The sequence below is a fragment of the Brevundimonas sp. NPDC058933 genome (assembly GCF_049315965.1).
GTDB lineage: Bacteria > Pseudomonadota > Alphaproteobacteria > Caulobacterales > Caulobacteraceae > Brevundimonas.
In genome coordinates this window covers 226,159-240,469 of the sequence record NZ_JBMOSL010000001.1, presented here as the reverse complement: position 1 = coordinate 240,469, position 14,311 = coordinate 226,159, and the positions used below count along the sequence as shown (strand labels likewise).

Annotated in this window: 15 protein-coding genes; 4 read left to right on the top strand and 11 right to left on the bottom strand. The window is 66.6% G+C overall.

Annotation, left to right across the window (positions count from 1 at the left end):
• Nucleotides 1-100 precede the first annotated feature (100 nt).
• Nucleotides 101-694, top strand: a complete 594-nt coding sequence (locus ACOZBP_RS01135; protein ID WP_422675467.1) for a hypothetical protein — start codon at nucleotides 101-103, stop codon at nucleotides 692-694.
• Here the strand turns inward: ACOZBP_RS01135 and ACOZBP_RS01130 are convergent.
• Entirely contained in the window at nucleotides 691-1,851 is a 1,161-nt protein-coding gene (locus ACOZBP_RS01130) for an MFS transporter (protein ID WP_422674623.1), read from the bottom strand. The genes ACOZBP_RS01135 and ACOZBP_RS01130 overlap by 4 nt on opposite strands.
• A 49-nt stretch (nucleotides 1,852-1,900) precedes the next feature.
• Here ACOZBP_RS01130 and ACOZBP_RS01125 point away from each other — a divergent pair, with 49 nt between their 5' ends.
• Nucleotides 1,901-2,272, top strand: coding sequence for a DUF423 domain-containing protein (locus ACOZBP_RS01125; RefSeq protein ID WP_422674622.1), 372 nt, complete (start codon nucleotides 1,901-1,903; stop codon nucleotides 2,270-2,272).
• A gap of 33 nt (nucleotides 2,273-2,305) precedes the next feature.
• Complete coding sequence (gene pip / locus ACOZBP_RS01120; protein WP_422674621.1) at nucleotides 2,306-3,280, top strand: prolyl aminopeptidase; 975 nt, start codon at nucleotides 2,306-2,308, stop codon at nucleotides 3,278-3,280.
• On the opposite strand, the gene ACOZBP_RS01115 is transcribed toward pip, so the two are convergent.
• The 8 genes from ACOZBP_RS01115 to ACOZBP_RS01080 all read right to left on the bottom strand — a co-directional run bounded on the left by ACOZBP_RS01115 (nucleotide 3,277) and on the right by ACOZBP_RS01080 (nucleotide 11,427).
• On the bottom strand, nucleotides 3,277-3,786 hold the full coding sequence (locus tag ACOZBP_RS01115; RefSeq protein WP_422674620.1) for a DUF6173 family protein: 510 nt from the start codon (nucleotides 3,784-3,786) through the stop codon (nucleotides 3,277-3,279). The two genes, pip and ACOZBP_RS01115, sit on opposite strands and share 4 nt — an antisense overlap.
• A 28-nt stretch (nucleotides 3,787-3,814) precedes the next feature.
• Nucleotides 3,815-4,972: a rod shape-determining protein RodA gene (gene rodA, locus ACOZBP_RS01110; protein WP_422674619.1), complete on the bottom strand. Its 1,158-nt coding sequence runs from the start codon at nucleotides 4,970-4,972 to the stop codon at nucleotides 3,815-3,817.
• Entirely contained in the window at nucleotides 4,969-6,960 is a 1,992-nt protein-coding gene (mrdA, locus tag ACOZBP_RS01105) for a penicillin-binding protein 2 (RefSeq protein WP_422674618.1), read from the bottom strand. Before mrdA ends, rodA begins: the two co-directional genes overlap by 4 nt.
• The gene (locus tag ACOZBP_RS01100; protein ID WP_422674617.1) at nucleotides 6,957-7,475 is read right to left on the bottom strand and encodes a hypothetical protein; all 519 of its coding nucleotides are present in this window, start codon (nucleotides 7,473-7,475) and stop codon (nucleotides 6,957-6,959) included. Before ACOZBP_RS01100 ends, mrdA begins: the two co-directional genes overlap by 4 nt.
• Entirely contained in the window at nucleotides 7,472-8,668 is a 1,197-nt protein-coding gene (gene mreC / locus ACOZBP_RS01095) for a rod shape-determining protein MreC (protein ID WP_422674616.1), read from the bottom strand. Before mreC ends, ACOZBP_RS01100 begins: the two co-directional genes overlap by 4 nt.
• A gap of 112 nt (nucleotides 8,669-8,780) precedes the next feature.
• Nucleotides 8,781-9,821, bottom strand: a complete 1,041-nt coding sequence (locus tag ACOZBP_RS01090; protein ID WP_292036126.1) for a rod shape-determining protein — start codon at nucleotides 9,819-9,821, stop codon at nucleotides 8,781-8,783.
• A 252-nt stretch (nucleotides 9,822-10,073) separates the two neighbouring features.
• Nucleotides 10,074-10,691 carry a glutathione S-transferase family protein gene (locus ACOZBP_RS01085; RefSeq protein WP_422674615.1) on the bottom strand — a complete coding sequence of 206 codons (618 nt, stop codon included), beginning with the start codon at nucleotides 10,689-10,691 and terminating at the stop codon, nucleotides 10,074-10,076.
• Nucleotides 10,692-10,704: 13 nt separating this feature from the next.
• Nucleotides 10,705-11,427: a TVP38/TMEM64 family protein gene (locus ACOZBP_RS01080; protein WP_422674614.1), complete on the bottom strand. Its 723-nt coding sequence runs from the start codon at nucleotides 11,425-11,427 to the stop codon at nucleotides 10,705-10,707.
• Nucleotides 11,428-11,548: 121 nt separating this feature from the next.
• On the opposite strand from ACOZBP_RS01080, the gene ACOZBP_RS01075 reads away from it, so the two are divergent.
• Nucleotides 11,549-12,754, top strand: coding sequence for a pyridoxal phosphate-dependent aminotransferase (locus ACOZBP_RS01075; RefSeq protein ID WP_422674613.1), 1,206 nt, complete (start codon nucleotides 11,549-11,551; stop codon nucleotides 12,752-12,754).
• Nucleotides 12,755-12,884: 130 nt separating this feature from the next.
• Here the strand turns inward: ACOZBP_RS01075 and ACOZBP_RS01070 are convergent, their stop codons facing one another.
• On the bottom strand, nucleotides 12,885-13,298 hold the full coding sequence (locus ACOZBP_RS01070; protein WP_422674612.1) for a hypothetical protein: 414 nt from the start codon (nucleotides 13,296-13,298) through the stop codon (nucleotides 12,885-12,887).
• The gene (locus ACOZBP_RS01065; protein WP_422675466.1) at nucleotides 13,298-14,272 is read right to left on the bottom strand and encodes a polyprenyl synthetase family protein; all 975 of its coding nucleotides are present in this window, start codon (nucleotides 14,270-14,272) and stop codon (nucleotides 13,298-13,300) included. The genes ACOZBP_RS01070 and ACOZBP_RS01065 overlap by 1 nt, the downstream gene beginning before the upstream one ends.
• Nucleotides 14,273-14,311: the final 39 nt, after the last annotated feature.

The following is a 14,311-nucleotide window of genomic DNA, read 5'->3' as shown; positions in this document are numbered from 1 at the left end:
GCCTCATTTCAGCCGACGGACTTGACCTCGCCCGGGGTTTGACCGCACCTTTCCCGCCGCTGTCGCGTTAGTGTCATACAAGGTGGATTCCGTGCTGGATATGGATACCGGGGTTCGCCCCGATCGACGTCCCGCCATCGCCATCTGCGCCTGGGACCCGACCTTCACTGCCTGGGATCCGGTCGAGGATCTGTCGGGCGAGCCCTGGAACCCGGTTGGCGCACGCACCCTGCCCATTCCCGGCATGGCGTCGGCTGAAACCCTGGCCGCCGCACTCAGCGCCCTGCTCGCCAAGGGTGAATGCGGCGCACTGCTCCTGGTCGGCCAGACGGCTCATCCGGACGCCTTTCGTCTGCAGATGCGGGCCGAGAACCGTCGCCTCGACCACAGCGACCGGCTGGACCACACGGGGCCGGGCGTGGCGCGCGCCACCGCTCCCGCAGCCGAGATCGTCCGGGCCCTCGCCGACGCGGGTCTGAACGCATTGGCCGCCTCGGACGCGGAGCAAGATGCGGGCAGCTATATCCTGTATCGTATTCTCAATGATCTGCCGGACGGCCCTGCCTCGCCGTCGATCGGCCTGATCCGAGCGCCGCTGAATGCGCCGAACGCCAAGGTTCAATTGGCGGTCAAGACGGCAGCCTCGGCCATCGCCCGCCACCTGGCTCCCCTATCCCGCCCCCACGTCGCCTAGGCTTTCGCCAAGCGCGCTTGCAGAACCAGCCCCACAACTCCGCCGGTCAGCGCCAGCCCGGCCATGGCCAGATAACCCTTCAGACCGAACGCATCATAAAGCGGCCCCGAAGCCGCCGTCGCCAGTCCGATCAGCACGCCCGCCGACAGAACGGAACCGAGAGTCTGGGCCGCCGTGTGGCTGTCCGGCGGCGAAAGACGTTCGACGATCTGGACACCAGCCAGATAGGTGGCGGCGAAGCTGAGCGCGTGCAGCGCCTGCAAGGGCCACAGCGCCCACAGCGGCGGCGAGAAGGCCATCAAGGTCCAGCGCACCACCGCCGCGCCGGCCCCGATGGACAGCATCAGCCACGGCCCAATGCCGACGCGCCGCCGCCATGGCTCCACCACCCACATGAAGCCGATTTCGACCAGGACGGAAAAGGCCCACAGCAACCCGGTCACGCTCTCGGGAATGCCCTGCGCCTTCCAGGCGATGGCCGAGAAGCCGTAATAGAAGGCGTGCGCCGCCTGCACCGCGCCGACCGCGAAGATGGCGGTCATGAAGATCGGATCGACCACCAGTCGCCCCAGGCCCTTGAAGCGTTCCAGCCCCGGAACGCGACGGCCGTCCGTCACAGGTTCAGCCGGGAGGACGCGCCAGGCGGTCACGGAGATCAGCAGCGCCGCCGTTCCGATCCAGATGATGACCGCATCGGCCGAGGCCCGCGTCAGCAGGGCGCCCATGGTCACATTGGCCACGACAAAGGCCGCCGAGCCGCAACCGCGCGGCAGGGAGAAGGCAAACCCGTCGCGCTTGGCGACTCGCAGCGTCATCACGTCGCTGAGCGGGATCAAGGCCGCCGCCGCCGTCGCTCCGACGAACCAGCAGACAGCCCAGGCGGTGAAGCCCTGAACCAGACCCGCCCCGCCGTAGCCCAGCGCCATGGCCAGCCCCAGCAGGGCGATCGGCGTACGCCGATATCTGAACCCGTCGGCCCAGACAGCGAGCAGAGGGCCGGTCACCATCCGCCCCAGCATGGGGATGGCCAGCAGAGCCCCGATCTCGGCCCCGCTCAGCCCCTGTTCGCGAAACCACAGACCGGCGAACGGCAAGGTCACGCCGCTGGCGGCGAACAGCAGGACGTATTGCAGAGCCATGCGGAGGGCGGATTTCATCGCCGCTCCGATAGCAGACTCCGGGGAAGTTGTGGTCTAGACATTAGCGATGAGTCTTGATCGCAACCTGCTCGTTTTCGCCGCCTTCAACGGCGCCATGGCCGTGGCGCTGGGGGCCTTCGCCGCCCACGGGGCGGGCCCGGCGATCAAGAGCCTGCTGACCACCGGGGCCCAGTATCAGATGGTGCACGCCGTGCTGGCCGTCGTCTGCGCGACCTGGGCGACCGCGGGCAGGACCGCACGCATCGCCGGCTGGCTGGCGGCGAGCGGCGGACTGATCTTCTGCCTGGCCCTGGCCATGATCGGCCTGCTCAGCCTGCCCGCCATGGGGGCTGTCGCCCCCGTCGGCGGCGTGCTGATGATCGCCGGCTGGATCATGCTGGTCGTGGCTGCGTTCCGCTCACAAATCGTCAACGCCTGACCCGCCAATCTGAAAACCCCTCATTATCCTGACATGGCCTTTCCTGTGACCAATACCCTTCGTCGCGACCTCTATCCTGAGCTGGAAGCCTATGCATCGGGCTGGATGCAGACCGGGGGCATTCACGAGATCTATTACGAGGAAAGCGGCAATCCGCACGGCGTGCCGGTCATCGTTCTGCACGGAGGCCCGGGCGGCGCGGTCAATCCGGGCATGCGGCGCTACTTCGATCCGGCGAAATACCGCATCGTCATGTTCGACCAGCGCGGCTGCGGCCTGTCGCGGCCCAACGCCTCGCTCGAAAACAACACCACCTGGGATCTGATCGCCGACATCGAGCGCCTGCGTGAACAGTTGGGCATCGACAAGTGGGTCGTCTTCGGCGGCTCCTGGGGTTCGACCCTGTCGATGACCTACGCCATCAAGCACCCGGACCGCTGCCTGGCCCTGATCCTGCGCGGCATCTTCCTGCTGACGAAGAAGGAACTGCACTGGTTCTATCAGGACGGCGCCTCGATGATCTTTCCCGATGCCTGGGAGCGCTTCCTCGCCCCCATCCCCGAGGCCGAGCGCGGCGACCTGATGGCTGCCTATAACAGGCGCCTGATGGGCGACGACGTCGAGGAACGCAACCGCTGCGCCGTAGCCTGGTCCACCTGGGAAGGCGAAACCGTCAGCGTCCAGGGGCCAGCAGGCAAGCCGGACAAGTTCGCTGACCCGGAGTTCGCCGTGGCCTTCGCCCGGATCGAGAACTGGTACTTCACCAATGGCGGCTTTTTCGACAGCGAGAACTGGATTCTCGAGAACATCGAGACGATCCGCCACATCCCCTGCTGGATCGCGCAGGGCCGCTTTGACGTGGTGACCCCGATATCAGGCGCCTGGGCTCTGCACCGAGCCTGGCCCGAGGCCAAGCTGGACATCGTCGGCGACGCCGGCCATGCCTCCAGCGAGCCTGGCATCATCGACAGCCTGGTGCGCGGCACGGACTGGGCCGCCGGTCTCTAGGTTGCTTCACCCGCGCCGGCCGTCGAAGCGGCCGTCGGCGCGGGGTTGGTCTTCATCACCATTTCGTTGAGCTGGAAGCCGATGCGACGTGCTTCCCGCTCCTCAGGCTTCTTGATCGCGGCCAGCACCACGTTGATCTGGGTATAGTGCTGGACCAGGCGCACCGGCTTGCCGTCGGGGTTGCGACCGAAGAAGATGATCAGGTCCGGCCCCCAGAAACCGACATCCACGATCTGCATGGTGCCCTCGCCGGGCAGTCCGACGACGCGGGCGCCGATCTCCTCGTCCTTGTCCAGCTTGGCCTCGAACTCCTCGATCAGCTTGGAAAGCCGCACGAAGGCCCATTCGGCCGGGTTGTTGCGCATACGCACGCCGTCGGCCAGCACCGCCGCTTCGTTCCCGGGATCAGACATGACCGGCTGCGGACAGGGCGTGTCGCCACAGTCCGAGAACATGGAAGGATCAGCCTTGGGGATGGCGGTGGGTTCGGGCGCTTTATCGGTCATGCGACCAGCCTAGCCTCTCAGGCCGCGATCAGAACAGCCCCTGCCCCTTCGGCAGTTCGACATAGCGATGCACGTGGGTCGAAAGGATCAGACCAAAACCGATCATCACCGTCATCATGGTCGAGCCGCCATAGGACAGCAGCGGCATGGGCACCCCCACGACCGGCGCCAGCCCCATCACCATCGCGCCGTTGATCAGGACGAACAGCGCCAGGAAGGCCGTCATGCCCGCCGCGCTAATCCGACCAAAATGGCTGTGGGAGAGCGACGCGATCCGCAAGGAGATCAGGATCAACGCCGTGTAGCAGACCAGAACCGTGAAGGAGCCGACGAAGCCGAACTCTTCGGAGACGGTCGAGAAGATGAAATCCGTGTGGCGTTCCGGCAGGAACTCCAGCTGGCTCTGGCTGCCCAGGCCATAACCCTTGCCCAGCAAGCCGCCCGAGCCCAGGGCGATCTTGGACTGGATGATGTTGTAGCCCGTGCCGGAGGGGTCCGCCTCGGGGTTCAGGAAGGTCAGGACGCGATTGCGCTGATAGTCATGCATGACAAACATGACGAAGGGCGGGATGACGGCCACCGCGGCGGCGGCTGCGGCGGCGATCACGCGCCAGCTCAGCCCCGCCATGAACATGACGGCCGCGCCGGTCAGGCCGATGACCATGGCCGAGCCCAGATCAGGCTGCTTGGCCACCAGCAGGAAGGGCACCCCGATCATTCCCAGCGGGAATAGCAGTTTCCAGGACCAGCGTGCGTCCTGGGCTGAATGACCATGGTACCAGCGCGCCAGCGCCAGAACGAGGCCGATCTTGACGAACTCGGCCGGCTGGATGCGGATAAAGCCCAGGTTCAGCCAGTTCTTGGCGCCGCCGGCCACATAGCCCATCGGCGTGAACTCGATCAGCAGCACCATGAACAGCAGCAGGCCGTAAAGCGGATAGGCGGCGTGGAACCACCACTTCGGATGGACCATCGCCAAGCCGATCATGACGACCAGCAGAACGCCGAAGCGCAGCAGGTGCTTCCACGCCCACGGATCCCAATGACCGCCTGCGATTGAATACAGCATGGCCGTACCGATGCCGGCCAGGACGCACAGCAGGCCGACCACGCGCCAGTCCAGCTCCGCCAGCTTGCTGGAAATCCGGTCGCGCTCGCCGGGCCGTGTCAGAGCAGATGCGGTCACAGTGTGGGCTCCGGCGGCGGCGCGGCGACATCAACGGTCGGGGCGTCGACAGGCTCGCCGCGAGCTTCGGCCTCGCGCGCGCCAGCATCTTCAGGCGCTTCAAAGCCGGCCTGCTCGATGCGGGCGCGTATCTCGGGATTCTTGAGCAGAGCGACCCTCATGACTTCGCGAGCGCGGGGCGCGCCGGCGGTCCCGCCGCCAAGCCCGCCGTGCTGGACGATGACGGAGACCGCGTAGCGAGGGTTGTCGGTCGGCGCATAGGCGATGAAGAGGTTGTGGTCCTTCTGGGCCCAGGGACGGCCGGCGCCCTTGCGCGATCCCGCCCCATAATTCTGGGCCTGGGCCGTGCCGGTCTTGCCGGCCATGCGAACAGCCCCAAGACCCAGCTGGCTGTTGCGGAAGCCGGTGCCGCCGACATCTGTCACGGCCTCCATGCCGTCCCGCAGCACCTTCAGTAGGGACGGGTCGAACGGCAGATCGGCAAAGGCCGTGCCCGACGTCTGCTCGATCCCGCCGATCGACTTGATCAGGCGAGGCGTCACGGCCTTCTGCCCGTTGGCGATGCGCGCCGTATAGACCGCCAGTTGCAGGGCGTTGACGTTCAGCGCCCCCTGTCCGATCCCGTAGCTGGGCGTCTCGCCAGGATACCATTTGGCGTCGCCGCGCACAGGATTGCGCCGTCGCCATTCGCGGTCCGGCACCAGACCGACCTTCTGGCCGGTCAGACCAATGTCGAAACTCTGCCCAAAGCCCATCTCGCGCGCGACCTCGGCGATGGCGTCGGGCCCGAACTCGGTCGCCACGGTCATGAAGTAGACGTTGCAGGAGGCCTTGATCGCGCCGCGCATGTCCAGCGCGCCGTGTCGCCCCAGACAGGCGAAGCGACGGCCCAGGAAGAAGCTGCCGTTGCACACCACCCGGCGATTGGGATCCCAGCCTCGCTTCATGGCCGCAAGGCCCACGATCGGCTTGAAGGTCGAGCCCGGCGCGAAGGTGCCGCCCAGAGCCTTGTCGAGCAGCGGCCGCCGCTCATAGTCAGCCAGAGCCCTGTAGATCTTTGACGGCACGCCCGACACGAACAGGTTGGGATCAAACGAGGGCGACGACACCATGGCCAGGATGTCGCCATTGCGCACATCCATGACCACGCAGCTGCCGGCCTCCTCGCCAAAAACTTCCAACGCCCGGTTCTGGACGTCGTTGTCCAGGGTCAGCATGACCTCGGCCCCCTGGACAGCGGGCCTGGAGCCGGCGACATCCTCGGCCACCACCCGCCCCCGAGCATCCACTTCGACCCGCTTGCCGCCAGCTTCGCCGCGCAGATCGGTGTCCAGCGACTTCTCGATGCCCTGACGTCCGATACGGAATCCGGGGTTGAACAGGATCGAGGGCGGCTGCTCGCCCTTGTCGCGGATCGCCTTGACGTCGCGGTCGGACACCTTGGCCACGTAGCCGATCACGTGAGCGTAGGCCCCGCCGAACGGATAGTAGCGGGCCTCGTTCATGTCGGCCATGACGCCGGGCAGTTCAGCCGCGTGCAGATTGACCTTGGAGAATTCCTCCCAGGTCAGGTCCGCCTTGACCGGCACCGGCGAGAAGCGCGGCGCGGCGTTGATCTCGCGGATCAGGGTGCGGCGACGCTCCAGCGTATCCGGCAGCAATTGCCCCAGAAGATCCAGCGTCTGGTCAAGGTCCTTGGTCTCGTCGCGAACGACCAACACGCGGAAGCTGGGTCGGTTTCCTGCGATAATGACGCCGTTGCGGTCCTTGATCAGACCACGCGGCGGGGGGACCAGACGGAAGTTGAACTGGTTATTGGTGGCGAGGGTCGAGTACTCCTCGGCCTTGACGATCTGCAACTGGGCCAGCCGCGCGACCAGCGCCGTCGTCCCCAGCGCCATCGCTCCACCCAGGAGAAAGGTGCGCCGCAGGAAGGAGCCCTGCCGCTCGTTGACGTCCGAAAAGAAGATATGGGGTTCGCTGCTCATCGGAAGCGCACGTCGGCGTCGTCAAATCGCTGGATCAGCCAGTCGGCCAGGGGAAAGAGCAACAGGGTCGGAACGACCTGACCCAGGACGGCCAGGATGCTCGGCGCATTGCCCAGGCTCAAGGTAGTGATCATGTAGGCCAGGAAGAAGGCCAGACCCGTGGACGCGACATAGAGGGCGAACAGAACGATCGTCGCCTGCCCCGCCAGGAAGTTCGACGCCAGCAGGATGGCGCCATAGACGGCCAGAAGGCTGAGCGGCCAGAGCCCCAGCGTCCCGCCCCAGAAAAGGTCGAGGAACAACCCCAGGCCGAACAGGACGACGGGCGCCAGCATGGACGGTCGAATCAGCGGCCAGGCGAAGGCCAGCACGACGGGAAAGACCGGCTCGGGCAGGTTCAGGCCGAACAGCCGGAACGGAATCGCCAACAGCACCGTGACCGCAATGGCGATCAGCGCCGGATAGACGATCCATTGCAGCGGGCCGACGACGCGGACCGTGATCGCCCGTCTCACTCTGCGGCTCCAGCAGGCGCAGGAGCAGGCTCGGCGTCAGGCGTGGACGTGGGCTGAACCGGCGCAGGAGTGGTCGGTCGCGGCGCGACGGGGCGGGTTGAAGCCGCCGCCGGACGCGCCGCAACGGGACGGGCCGTCGTCGGGGCCGTCGTCGTCGCGGCGGGGGGCGCTGCGACAGGGGCAGGCGGCGGTGCGGCGTTGGCGGCCCGCACACGCTCAGCGGTTGCAGCCGCGGCGGCGGCGCGGCGGGTGGCCACGTCCTGAATGGCGGCGGCCTGGGCGGGCGTCGGCGGCGGGGCGGCGGCGAGGCTGGCCAAGGGCGGAGCGTTCAGAGCGTTCTGATCGGCCAGTTGGCTGAAGTCCTGGAACAGCAGAACCCGGACATAGTCGATGGCGGTGCGATCGCTGAACAGCTTGACGCGCCAGGACCCGTCCACCCCCTTGGCGGCCACGCCGATCGGCAGACCACGGGGGAAACCGCCGCCGTCGCCCGAGGTCATGATGCGATCGCCCTCCTGCACCGACCCCGCGCCGCGGATATAGTCGAGGCGCGGGCTGCCGCTGCCGTCGCCGGTCAGCATGGCGCGGGCGTCCGTGCGCTCGACCAGCACCGGCGTGCGCGAGGCCACGTCGGTCAGCAGCAGCATCCGGCTGTTGCCTGACGAGACGCCCATGATACGGCCGACCAGGCCATGCTCGCTGAGCACGGGGTTGCCGACGCGAACCCCCTTGGCGGCGCCGATATTCAACAGGCGAGAGCGGGCGAAGGGGCCGCGCGCGTCAGTGATCGCCAGGCCCGTCACCATGGGCACGGGGGGCTCGGTCTTCACGCCCAGCATCTGTTCGTAGCGGCCGTTGAGGTTCTTCAGCGCCAGGGCGTCGTCTCGCCAGGCGTTCAGTTCGACGATCTGCGCCCGCAGCCGCCGGTTCTCCGACACGGCGAAGAAATAGCCTTTGACATAGTCGACAGCATTGCCCGTCCAGCGGACCGGCGCCGACAGCACCCCGCCCACAGGCGCGGCGCCGGTCTCGAAGGCCGCCCGCGCAGGCGCGTAGTTGTCTGCACTCGTCGTCTGTCTGATGTCGCCAAGCAGCAGCATGACCGCGCCGACGATGCCGACGACGACCACGACCGCGGCCGTCCAGGCCAGCGGCACCTTCAGATTCTCGAACGGTCCGTCGCGAAACGCCACGGCCAGCCTTCCTACCTAGAGATCGGGACCGACGGTATGGCCGTCGGCGATGAGAGCCTATCGCAAAAACCGATTCCCGAAGAATCCGGTCCTTACGACAGGCTGTTCAGCCTCAGAGCGAGGACTCGAGGACGCCCTTCATCCACGACGGGTGCTCCAGCACCTTGCCGCAGCCGATGGCGACGCAGGACAACGGATCGTCGGCCACCTGAACCGGCAGGCCGGTGTGATCACGGATCTCGATGTCCAGGCCCCGCAGCAGAGCGCCGCCGCCCGTCAGCATGATGCCCTTGTCGGCGATGTCGGCGGCCAGTTCCGGCGGCGTGGCTTCCAGAGCGACCTTGACGGCCTCGACGATCTGCGAGACCGGCTCGGCCAGGGCCTCTGCGGCCTGACGTTCGCTCATCTTCACTTCGCGCGGCACGCCCTGCATCAGGTCGCGGCCCTTGACCTCGATCGACAGACCTTCGCCGTCGGCCGGGACGCGCGCGGTGCCGATGTCCTTCTTGATGCGCTCGGCGGTCGTTTCGCCGATCAGCAGGTTATGGTTGCGGCGCATGTAGCTGATGATGGCGTCGTCCATCATGTCGCCGCCGACGCGGACCGAACGCGAATAGACGATGCCCGACAGCGACAGGACGGCGACCTCGGTCGTGCCGCCGCCGATGTCGACGACCATCGAACCGGTCGGCTCGTGGATGGGCAAGCCGGCGCCGATGGCGGCGGCCATGGGCTCGTCGATCAGGCCGACGCGGCGGGCCGAAGCGTTCAGGCAGGAATCATTGATGGCGCGGCGCTCGACGGCGGTAGCGCCCGACGGGACGCAGACGATCATCTTGGGGTTCACGAAGCCCTTGCGGTTATGAACCTTGCGGATGAAGTGCTTGATCATCTCTTCGGCGACTTCGAAGTCAGCAATGACCCCGTCGCGCATCGGACGAATGGCTTCCATGTGGCCGGGCGTGCGGCCCAGCATCTGCTTGGCTTCCAGACCGACGGCGTGAACGATCTTGCGACCCCCGACGTTGCGCAGCGCCACGACGGACGGCTCGTTCAGGACGATGCCCTTGCCGCGCATGTAGATCAGGGTGTTGGCCGTTCCCAGATCCATCGCGATATCGTTGGAGAACATGCCGAAGAGGGGGGAAAGCATGGGCGTCGGTTACCGCTTGTTCGGGCCTGCTAGGGCGTGAGTCTTGCTTCGTCTGCTCTGGCGACGCCCTGCCCTGCGCACCCATGTGCCCAGAACCATCCTGACTCGTCCTCGCCTGGCCGACTACAGGCCCGTTTGCCCGCATGACGCGTCGATTGCAAGCGCCTATCACATGCCAATCACGGCCTTGTCACAGCAAGGCTTGAAACCCGTCTGCTCAAGCTTTTCCGGCCCCGCTTGCAGGGCGCGACATCAGAGCGGCGACAGTCCCTCGACCGCGAGCGCTCGTTGAACGGCGGGACGTGATTGCACCCGGTCCAGATGAGCGTTCAGACCCGGGAAACGCGCCTTGTCCAGCAGTTCCGCCTGACGCGCCCAGCGGCTGAAGACCATCAGGTATCCGTCCGTGACCGAATGATCCTCCCCCAGGGCCCAGGGGCCCGCCAGCAGATGTTGTTCGGCCAGATCATACTTGGCCAGCGCCTGCTCCAGCGCCTCGCCACGGGCGGCGCCTTCCAGCGGCGGGCGCGAGAACAGCACCTTGCCTATGGCCGGATGCAGAGACGACGCCAGCCAGGCGTTGAAGGCCTGAAGCCGGGCGAAGGCGTAGGCGTCGCCCAGCGGCGCCAGATCCGCTTTCGGATGTGTCTGGGCCACATAGGCCAGGATGGCGACATTCTGGGTGATCACCCCCTGGTCCGTCACGAGGGCGGGCGTCACGCCAGCCGGATTGACGGCCAGATACTCGGGCGTGCGTTGCTCGCCCTGTTTCAGGTCGATTTTCTGCAGCTCATAGTCGGCGCCCGCTTTTTCCAAGGCGATGTGCGAAGCCATGGCGCAGGCGCCGGGCGAATAATAGAGCTTCAGCATCGTCATCTCCGGTTCAACTCAACTCTGAGGGGCGCGCCGACTCGCGACGCTTGACCAGTTCACGCACGGCCAGCATCAGCGCCAGCCAAACCACAGCAACGCCGGCCAGGATCAATGAGGTCCAAACCCCGTCGCCGGACACCGCCGCCATGAAGGACCCGCCGAAGAAGGCGACCAGGGCGGTCTTGGGCAGGACTCCGAGCGCGCAACCTGCCAGAAATCCCGGAAACGAAGCCCGCACCGCGCCGAACGCCATGTTGACGACGATGAAGGGCGCCGAGGGCACGTTCCTGATGATGAAGCTGGCGGAAAAGGCGTTACGCCCCACGAACCGCTTCAGCCGCTCGGTCACGCCCCCGCCAAACCGCTCCAGCGCCCGGGCGGTGGGGCCGCGCCCCAGCCAATAGGTGACAGCGGCCGACACCACAGTGGCGATCCAGCTGTAGAGGAAGCCGAACCATGGCCCGAAGGCCACCACGCAGGCGGCGATCAGAATGAACTGCGGGATGCCGACAAAGGCCGACAGGGTGAAGACGACGATAGCGGCGACCAAGCCCCACGGGCCGATCCGGTAGCCCTCAAGCCAGGCTTCCAGCTTCTCTTCGGCGCCCAGGGTGAAATGGCTTTTGCCAAAGGCGAACAGGGCGATGATTCCCCCGAGCAGCAGCAGGCTGACCACCAGGGTCCGCCAACGCTGAGCCTCCATGTTCAGCAGGAAATCGACGATCCGCCGCATAAATTTCGCCCAAATCGCCTTTTGATCGTCCGCAAGACGCACAAACGTTGTGCGTCTGCGCCGGGTTGCGTATCAAGCCTCGCCTCCCCGGCTCTCACCACATCCACCAGACGGGATAGTCATGTCCAGCCTTCAGTCCACCGCCCTCGCCCGCGTCAAGCCTTCGGCCACCCTGGCGGTCACCGCTCAGGCGCGCGAGCTGAAACGCCAGGGCCGCGACGTGATCGGCCTGGGCGCCGGCGAGCCCGACTTCGACACCCCCGACAACATCAAGGCGGCGGCCATCGAGGCCATCAACCGCGGCGAGACCAAATACACCGACGCCGACGGCATGCCGGAACTGAAGGCCGCCATCGTGGCCAAGTTCGCGCGCGAGAACGGTCTGACCTACGCCGCCAATCAGATCCACGTCGCCTCGGGCGGCAAGCCGGTGATCTTCAACGCCTTCGTGGCCACCCTGAACCCCGGCGACGAAGTCATCGTGCCCGCGCCCTACTGGGTCTCCTACCCGGACATGGTGCTGCTGGCCGGCGGCGAGCCCGTCACCGTGATCGGTCAGGAAGCCGACGGCTTCAAACTGCGCCCCGAGGTTCTGGACGCGGCCATCACGGCCAGGACCAAGTGGATCATCCTCAACTCGCCGTCGAACCCGACCGGCGCCGCCTATACCCGCGCCGAACTGGAAGCCCTGGCCGTGGTGCTGCGCAAGCACCCGCAGGTCTGGATCCTGACCGACGACATGTATGAGCACCTCGTCTATGGCGGGTTCGAATACCTGACCATCGCCCAGGTGGCGCCCGACCTCTATGACCGCACGCTGACAGTCAACGGCGTGTCCAAGGCCTATGCCATGACGGGCTGGCGCATCGGCTATGCGGGCGGCCCCAAGCCCCTGATCGACCTGATGCGCAAGGTCGCCAGCCAGACCACGTCCAACCCCTCGTCCATTAGCCAGTGGGCCGCCGTCGAGGCCCTGAACGGCCCGCAGGACTTCCTGGCCGAGCGTTCCGCCGCCTTCGAGCGCCGTCGTGATCTGGTCGTGTCGATGCTGAACCAGGCGACGGGCATCCGCTGCCCTACGCCGGAGGGCGCCTTCTACGTCTATCCCTCGATCGAGGGCCTGATCGGCAAGACGACGGAATCGGGCGTGGTCATCACCGACGACGAGGTCTTCACCACCGAACTTCTGAACCAGGAAGGCGTGGCCGTGGTCCAGGGCACCGCCTTCGGCCTCAGCCCCTATTTCCGCGTCAGCTACGCCACGTCCGAAGCCGTTCTGGAAGCCGCCTGCGCGCGCATCCAGACCTTCTGCGCCAGCCTGAAGTAGGAGTCCTAGAGCGAAATCGGTTCAGATGCGCTCGCATCTGAACCCAGATCTTCGCTCCAGTATCAATGCTGAAGCCTGATTCACGGCGTCGGTGGAATCGCGCAGCGATTTCACCTCAACCGATCAGGCTTTAGAGCGGCGCCGGCGGAATGTTCAACGTCGGCGCCGTCTTCAAAATGAAGGACAGGCACCACTCGGTCGCGCGGCGCGAGTTGTCGTGGTCCCCATCGGCGTTGCGCGTCAGCAGGCAGGCCGCATCTGTTCTGAATTCAGCCTCGGGCCGAGCATAGAGCACCATCCCGCCTGCCGGACCGGCATCCTCGCGGTACATCATGACCAGAGGCCCGGAGGCGTGGGCGTTGAACGCCTTGGCGTCCGCCCCATCCCCGCCCAGCAGGGCGCGAGCCTGCCCCTCGGGATCATCCGGCATCAGGCGAAACAGTTCCGCCTTCAGCGCATCGCCAGGCTCAGGCGTCATCGTGAAGCGCGGCAGGTCTTGCGGCGCCGTCGTCAGCAACCCTGCAATGACGACTGCGAGCAGCATCAGGCCGCGCGACTGACCGCGAAGTCAGCCAGGTCTTCGAGTGCTGAACGCCAGTCGCTGGCCGGCAGGACCGAAAGCGCCGCCTTCGCCCGATCGGCGTAGTCGCCGGCGGCGTCCAGCGTCGCCTCGACCGCGCCCGTGCCCAGGATCAGTTCCCGCGCCCGGTTGAAGTCCTCGGGCGTGCGGTCGCCCTTGGTGATGACGCGGTCCCAGAACAGGTCTTCCTTGCCCTTGGTGCGCTGGACGGCCAGCAGCAGCGGCAGGGTGGCCTTGCCCTCGTTGAAGTCGTCGCCGGCGTTCTTGCCGAGCGTCGCCGAGTCGCTGCCGTAATCCAGGGCGTCGTCCGCGAGCTGGAAGGCGATGCCCAGGGCCATGCCGTAGTCGCGCAGCGCCGCGACCTGTTCCTCGGTCGCGCCCGCGCCCACAGCCCCCGACTCGGCGGCGGCGGCGAACAGTTCGGCGGTCTTGGCCCGGATGATCTGGAGATAGGTGTCCTGATCCAGGTTCAGGTCGTGGGCGCGCGTCAGTTGCAGCACCTCGCCCTCGGCGATGACGCTCGACGCGGTGGCCAGAATGCCCAGGGCGCGAAGCGAATCCGTCTCGACCATCAGCTCAAAGGCGCGCGCGAACAGGAAGTCGCCGACCAGGACGGACGAGGCCGCGCCCCAGATCAGATGCGCCGCCACCTTGCCGCGCCGCATCTCCGAGCCGTCGACGATGTCGTCGTGCAGCAGGGTGGCGGTGTGGATGAACTCCACGGAGGCGGCCAGCTTCTTGGGGCCTTCGATGGCGCCCGTCGCGCCGATGGCGCGGGCGGCGGCCACCGTCAGCAGGGGACGCAGGCGCTTGCCGCCCGCCGAGACCAGATGCTCGGCCAGCATGGGGATCACCGGCACGTCGGACTGCATCCGGGCGATGATCAGGGCGTCAACCGCCGCCATGTCGTCCTTCGCCAGACGAACAAGGGCGTCCACATCGCCCTTGGGGCGGGGAGCGGCGACGAGAGCTGCGTC

What these genes read in the sequence shown, in the direction of transcription:
- ACOZBP_RS01135 (WP_422675467.1), top strand. Translation starts at nt 101, where the DNA reads ATGGATACCGGGGTTCGCCCCGATCGACGTCCCGCCATCGCCATCTGC.
- ACOZBP_RS01130 (WP_422674623.1), bottom strand. Translation starts at nt 1,851, where the DNA reads ATGAAATCCGCCCTCCGCATGGCTCTGCAATACGTCCTGCTGTTCGCC.
- ACOZBP_RS01125 (WP_422674622.1), top strand. Translation starts at nt 1,901, where the DNA reads ATGAGTCTTGATCGCAACCTGCTCGTTTTCGCCGCCTTCAACGGCGCC.
- pip (WP_422674621.1), top strand. Translation starts at nt 2,306, where the DNA reads ATGGCCTTTCCTGTGACCAATACCCTTCGTCGCGACCTCTATCCTGAG.
- ACOZBP_RS01115 (WP_422674620.1), bottom strand. Translation starts at nt 3,786, where the DNA reads ATGACCGATAAAGCGCCCGAACCCACCGCCATCCCCAAGGCTGATCCT.
- mrdA (WP_422674618.1), bottom strand. Translation starts at nt 6,960, where the DNA reads ATGAGCAGCGAACCCCATATCTTCTTTTCGGACGTCAACGAGCGGCAG.
- ACOZBP_RS01090 (WP_292036126.1), bottom strand. Translation starts at nt 9,821, where the DNA reads ATGCTTTCCCCCCTCTTCGGCATGTTCTCCAACGATATCGCGATGGAT.
- ACOZBP_RS01085 (WP_422674615.1), bottom strand. Translation starts at nt 10,691, where the DNA reads ATGCTGAAGCTCTATTATTCGCCCGGCGCCTGCGCCATGGCTTCGCAC.
- ACOZBP_RS01080 (WP_422674614.1), bottom strand. Translation starts at nt 11,427, where the DNA reads ATGCGGCGGATCGTCGATTTCCTGCTGAACATGGAGGCTCAGCGTTGG.
- ACOZBP_RS01075 (WP_422674613.1), top strand. Translation starts at nt 11,549, where the DNA reads ATGTCCAGCCTTCAGTCCACCGCCCTCGCCCGCGTCAAGCCTTCGGCC.
- ACOZBP_RS01070 (WP_422674612.1), bottom strand. Translation starts at nt 13,298, where the DNA reads ATGCTGCTCGCAGTCGTCATTGCAGGGTTGCTGACGACGGCGCCGCAA.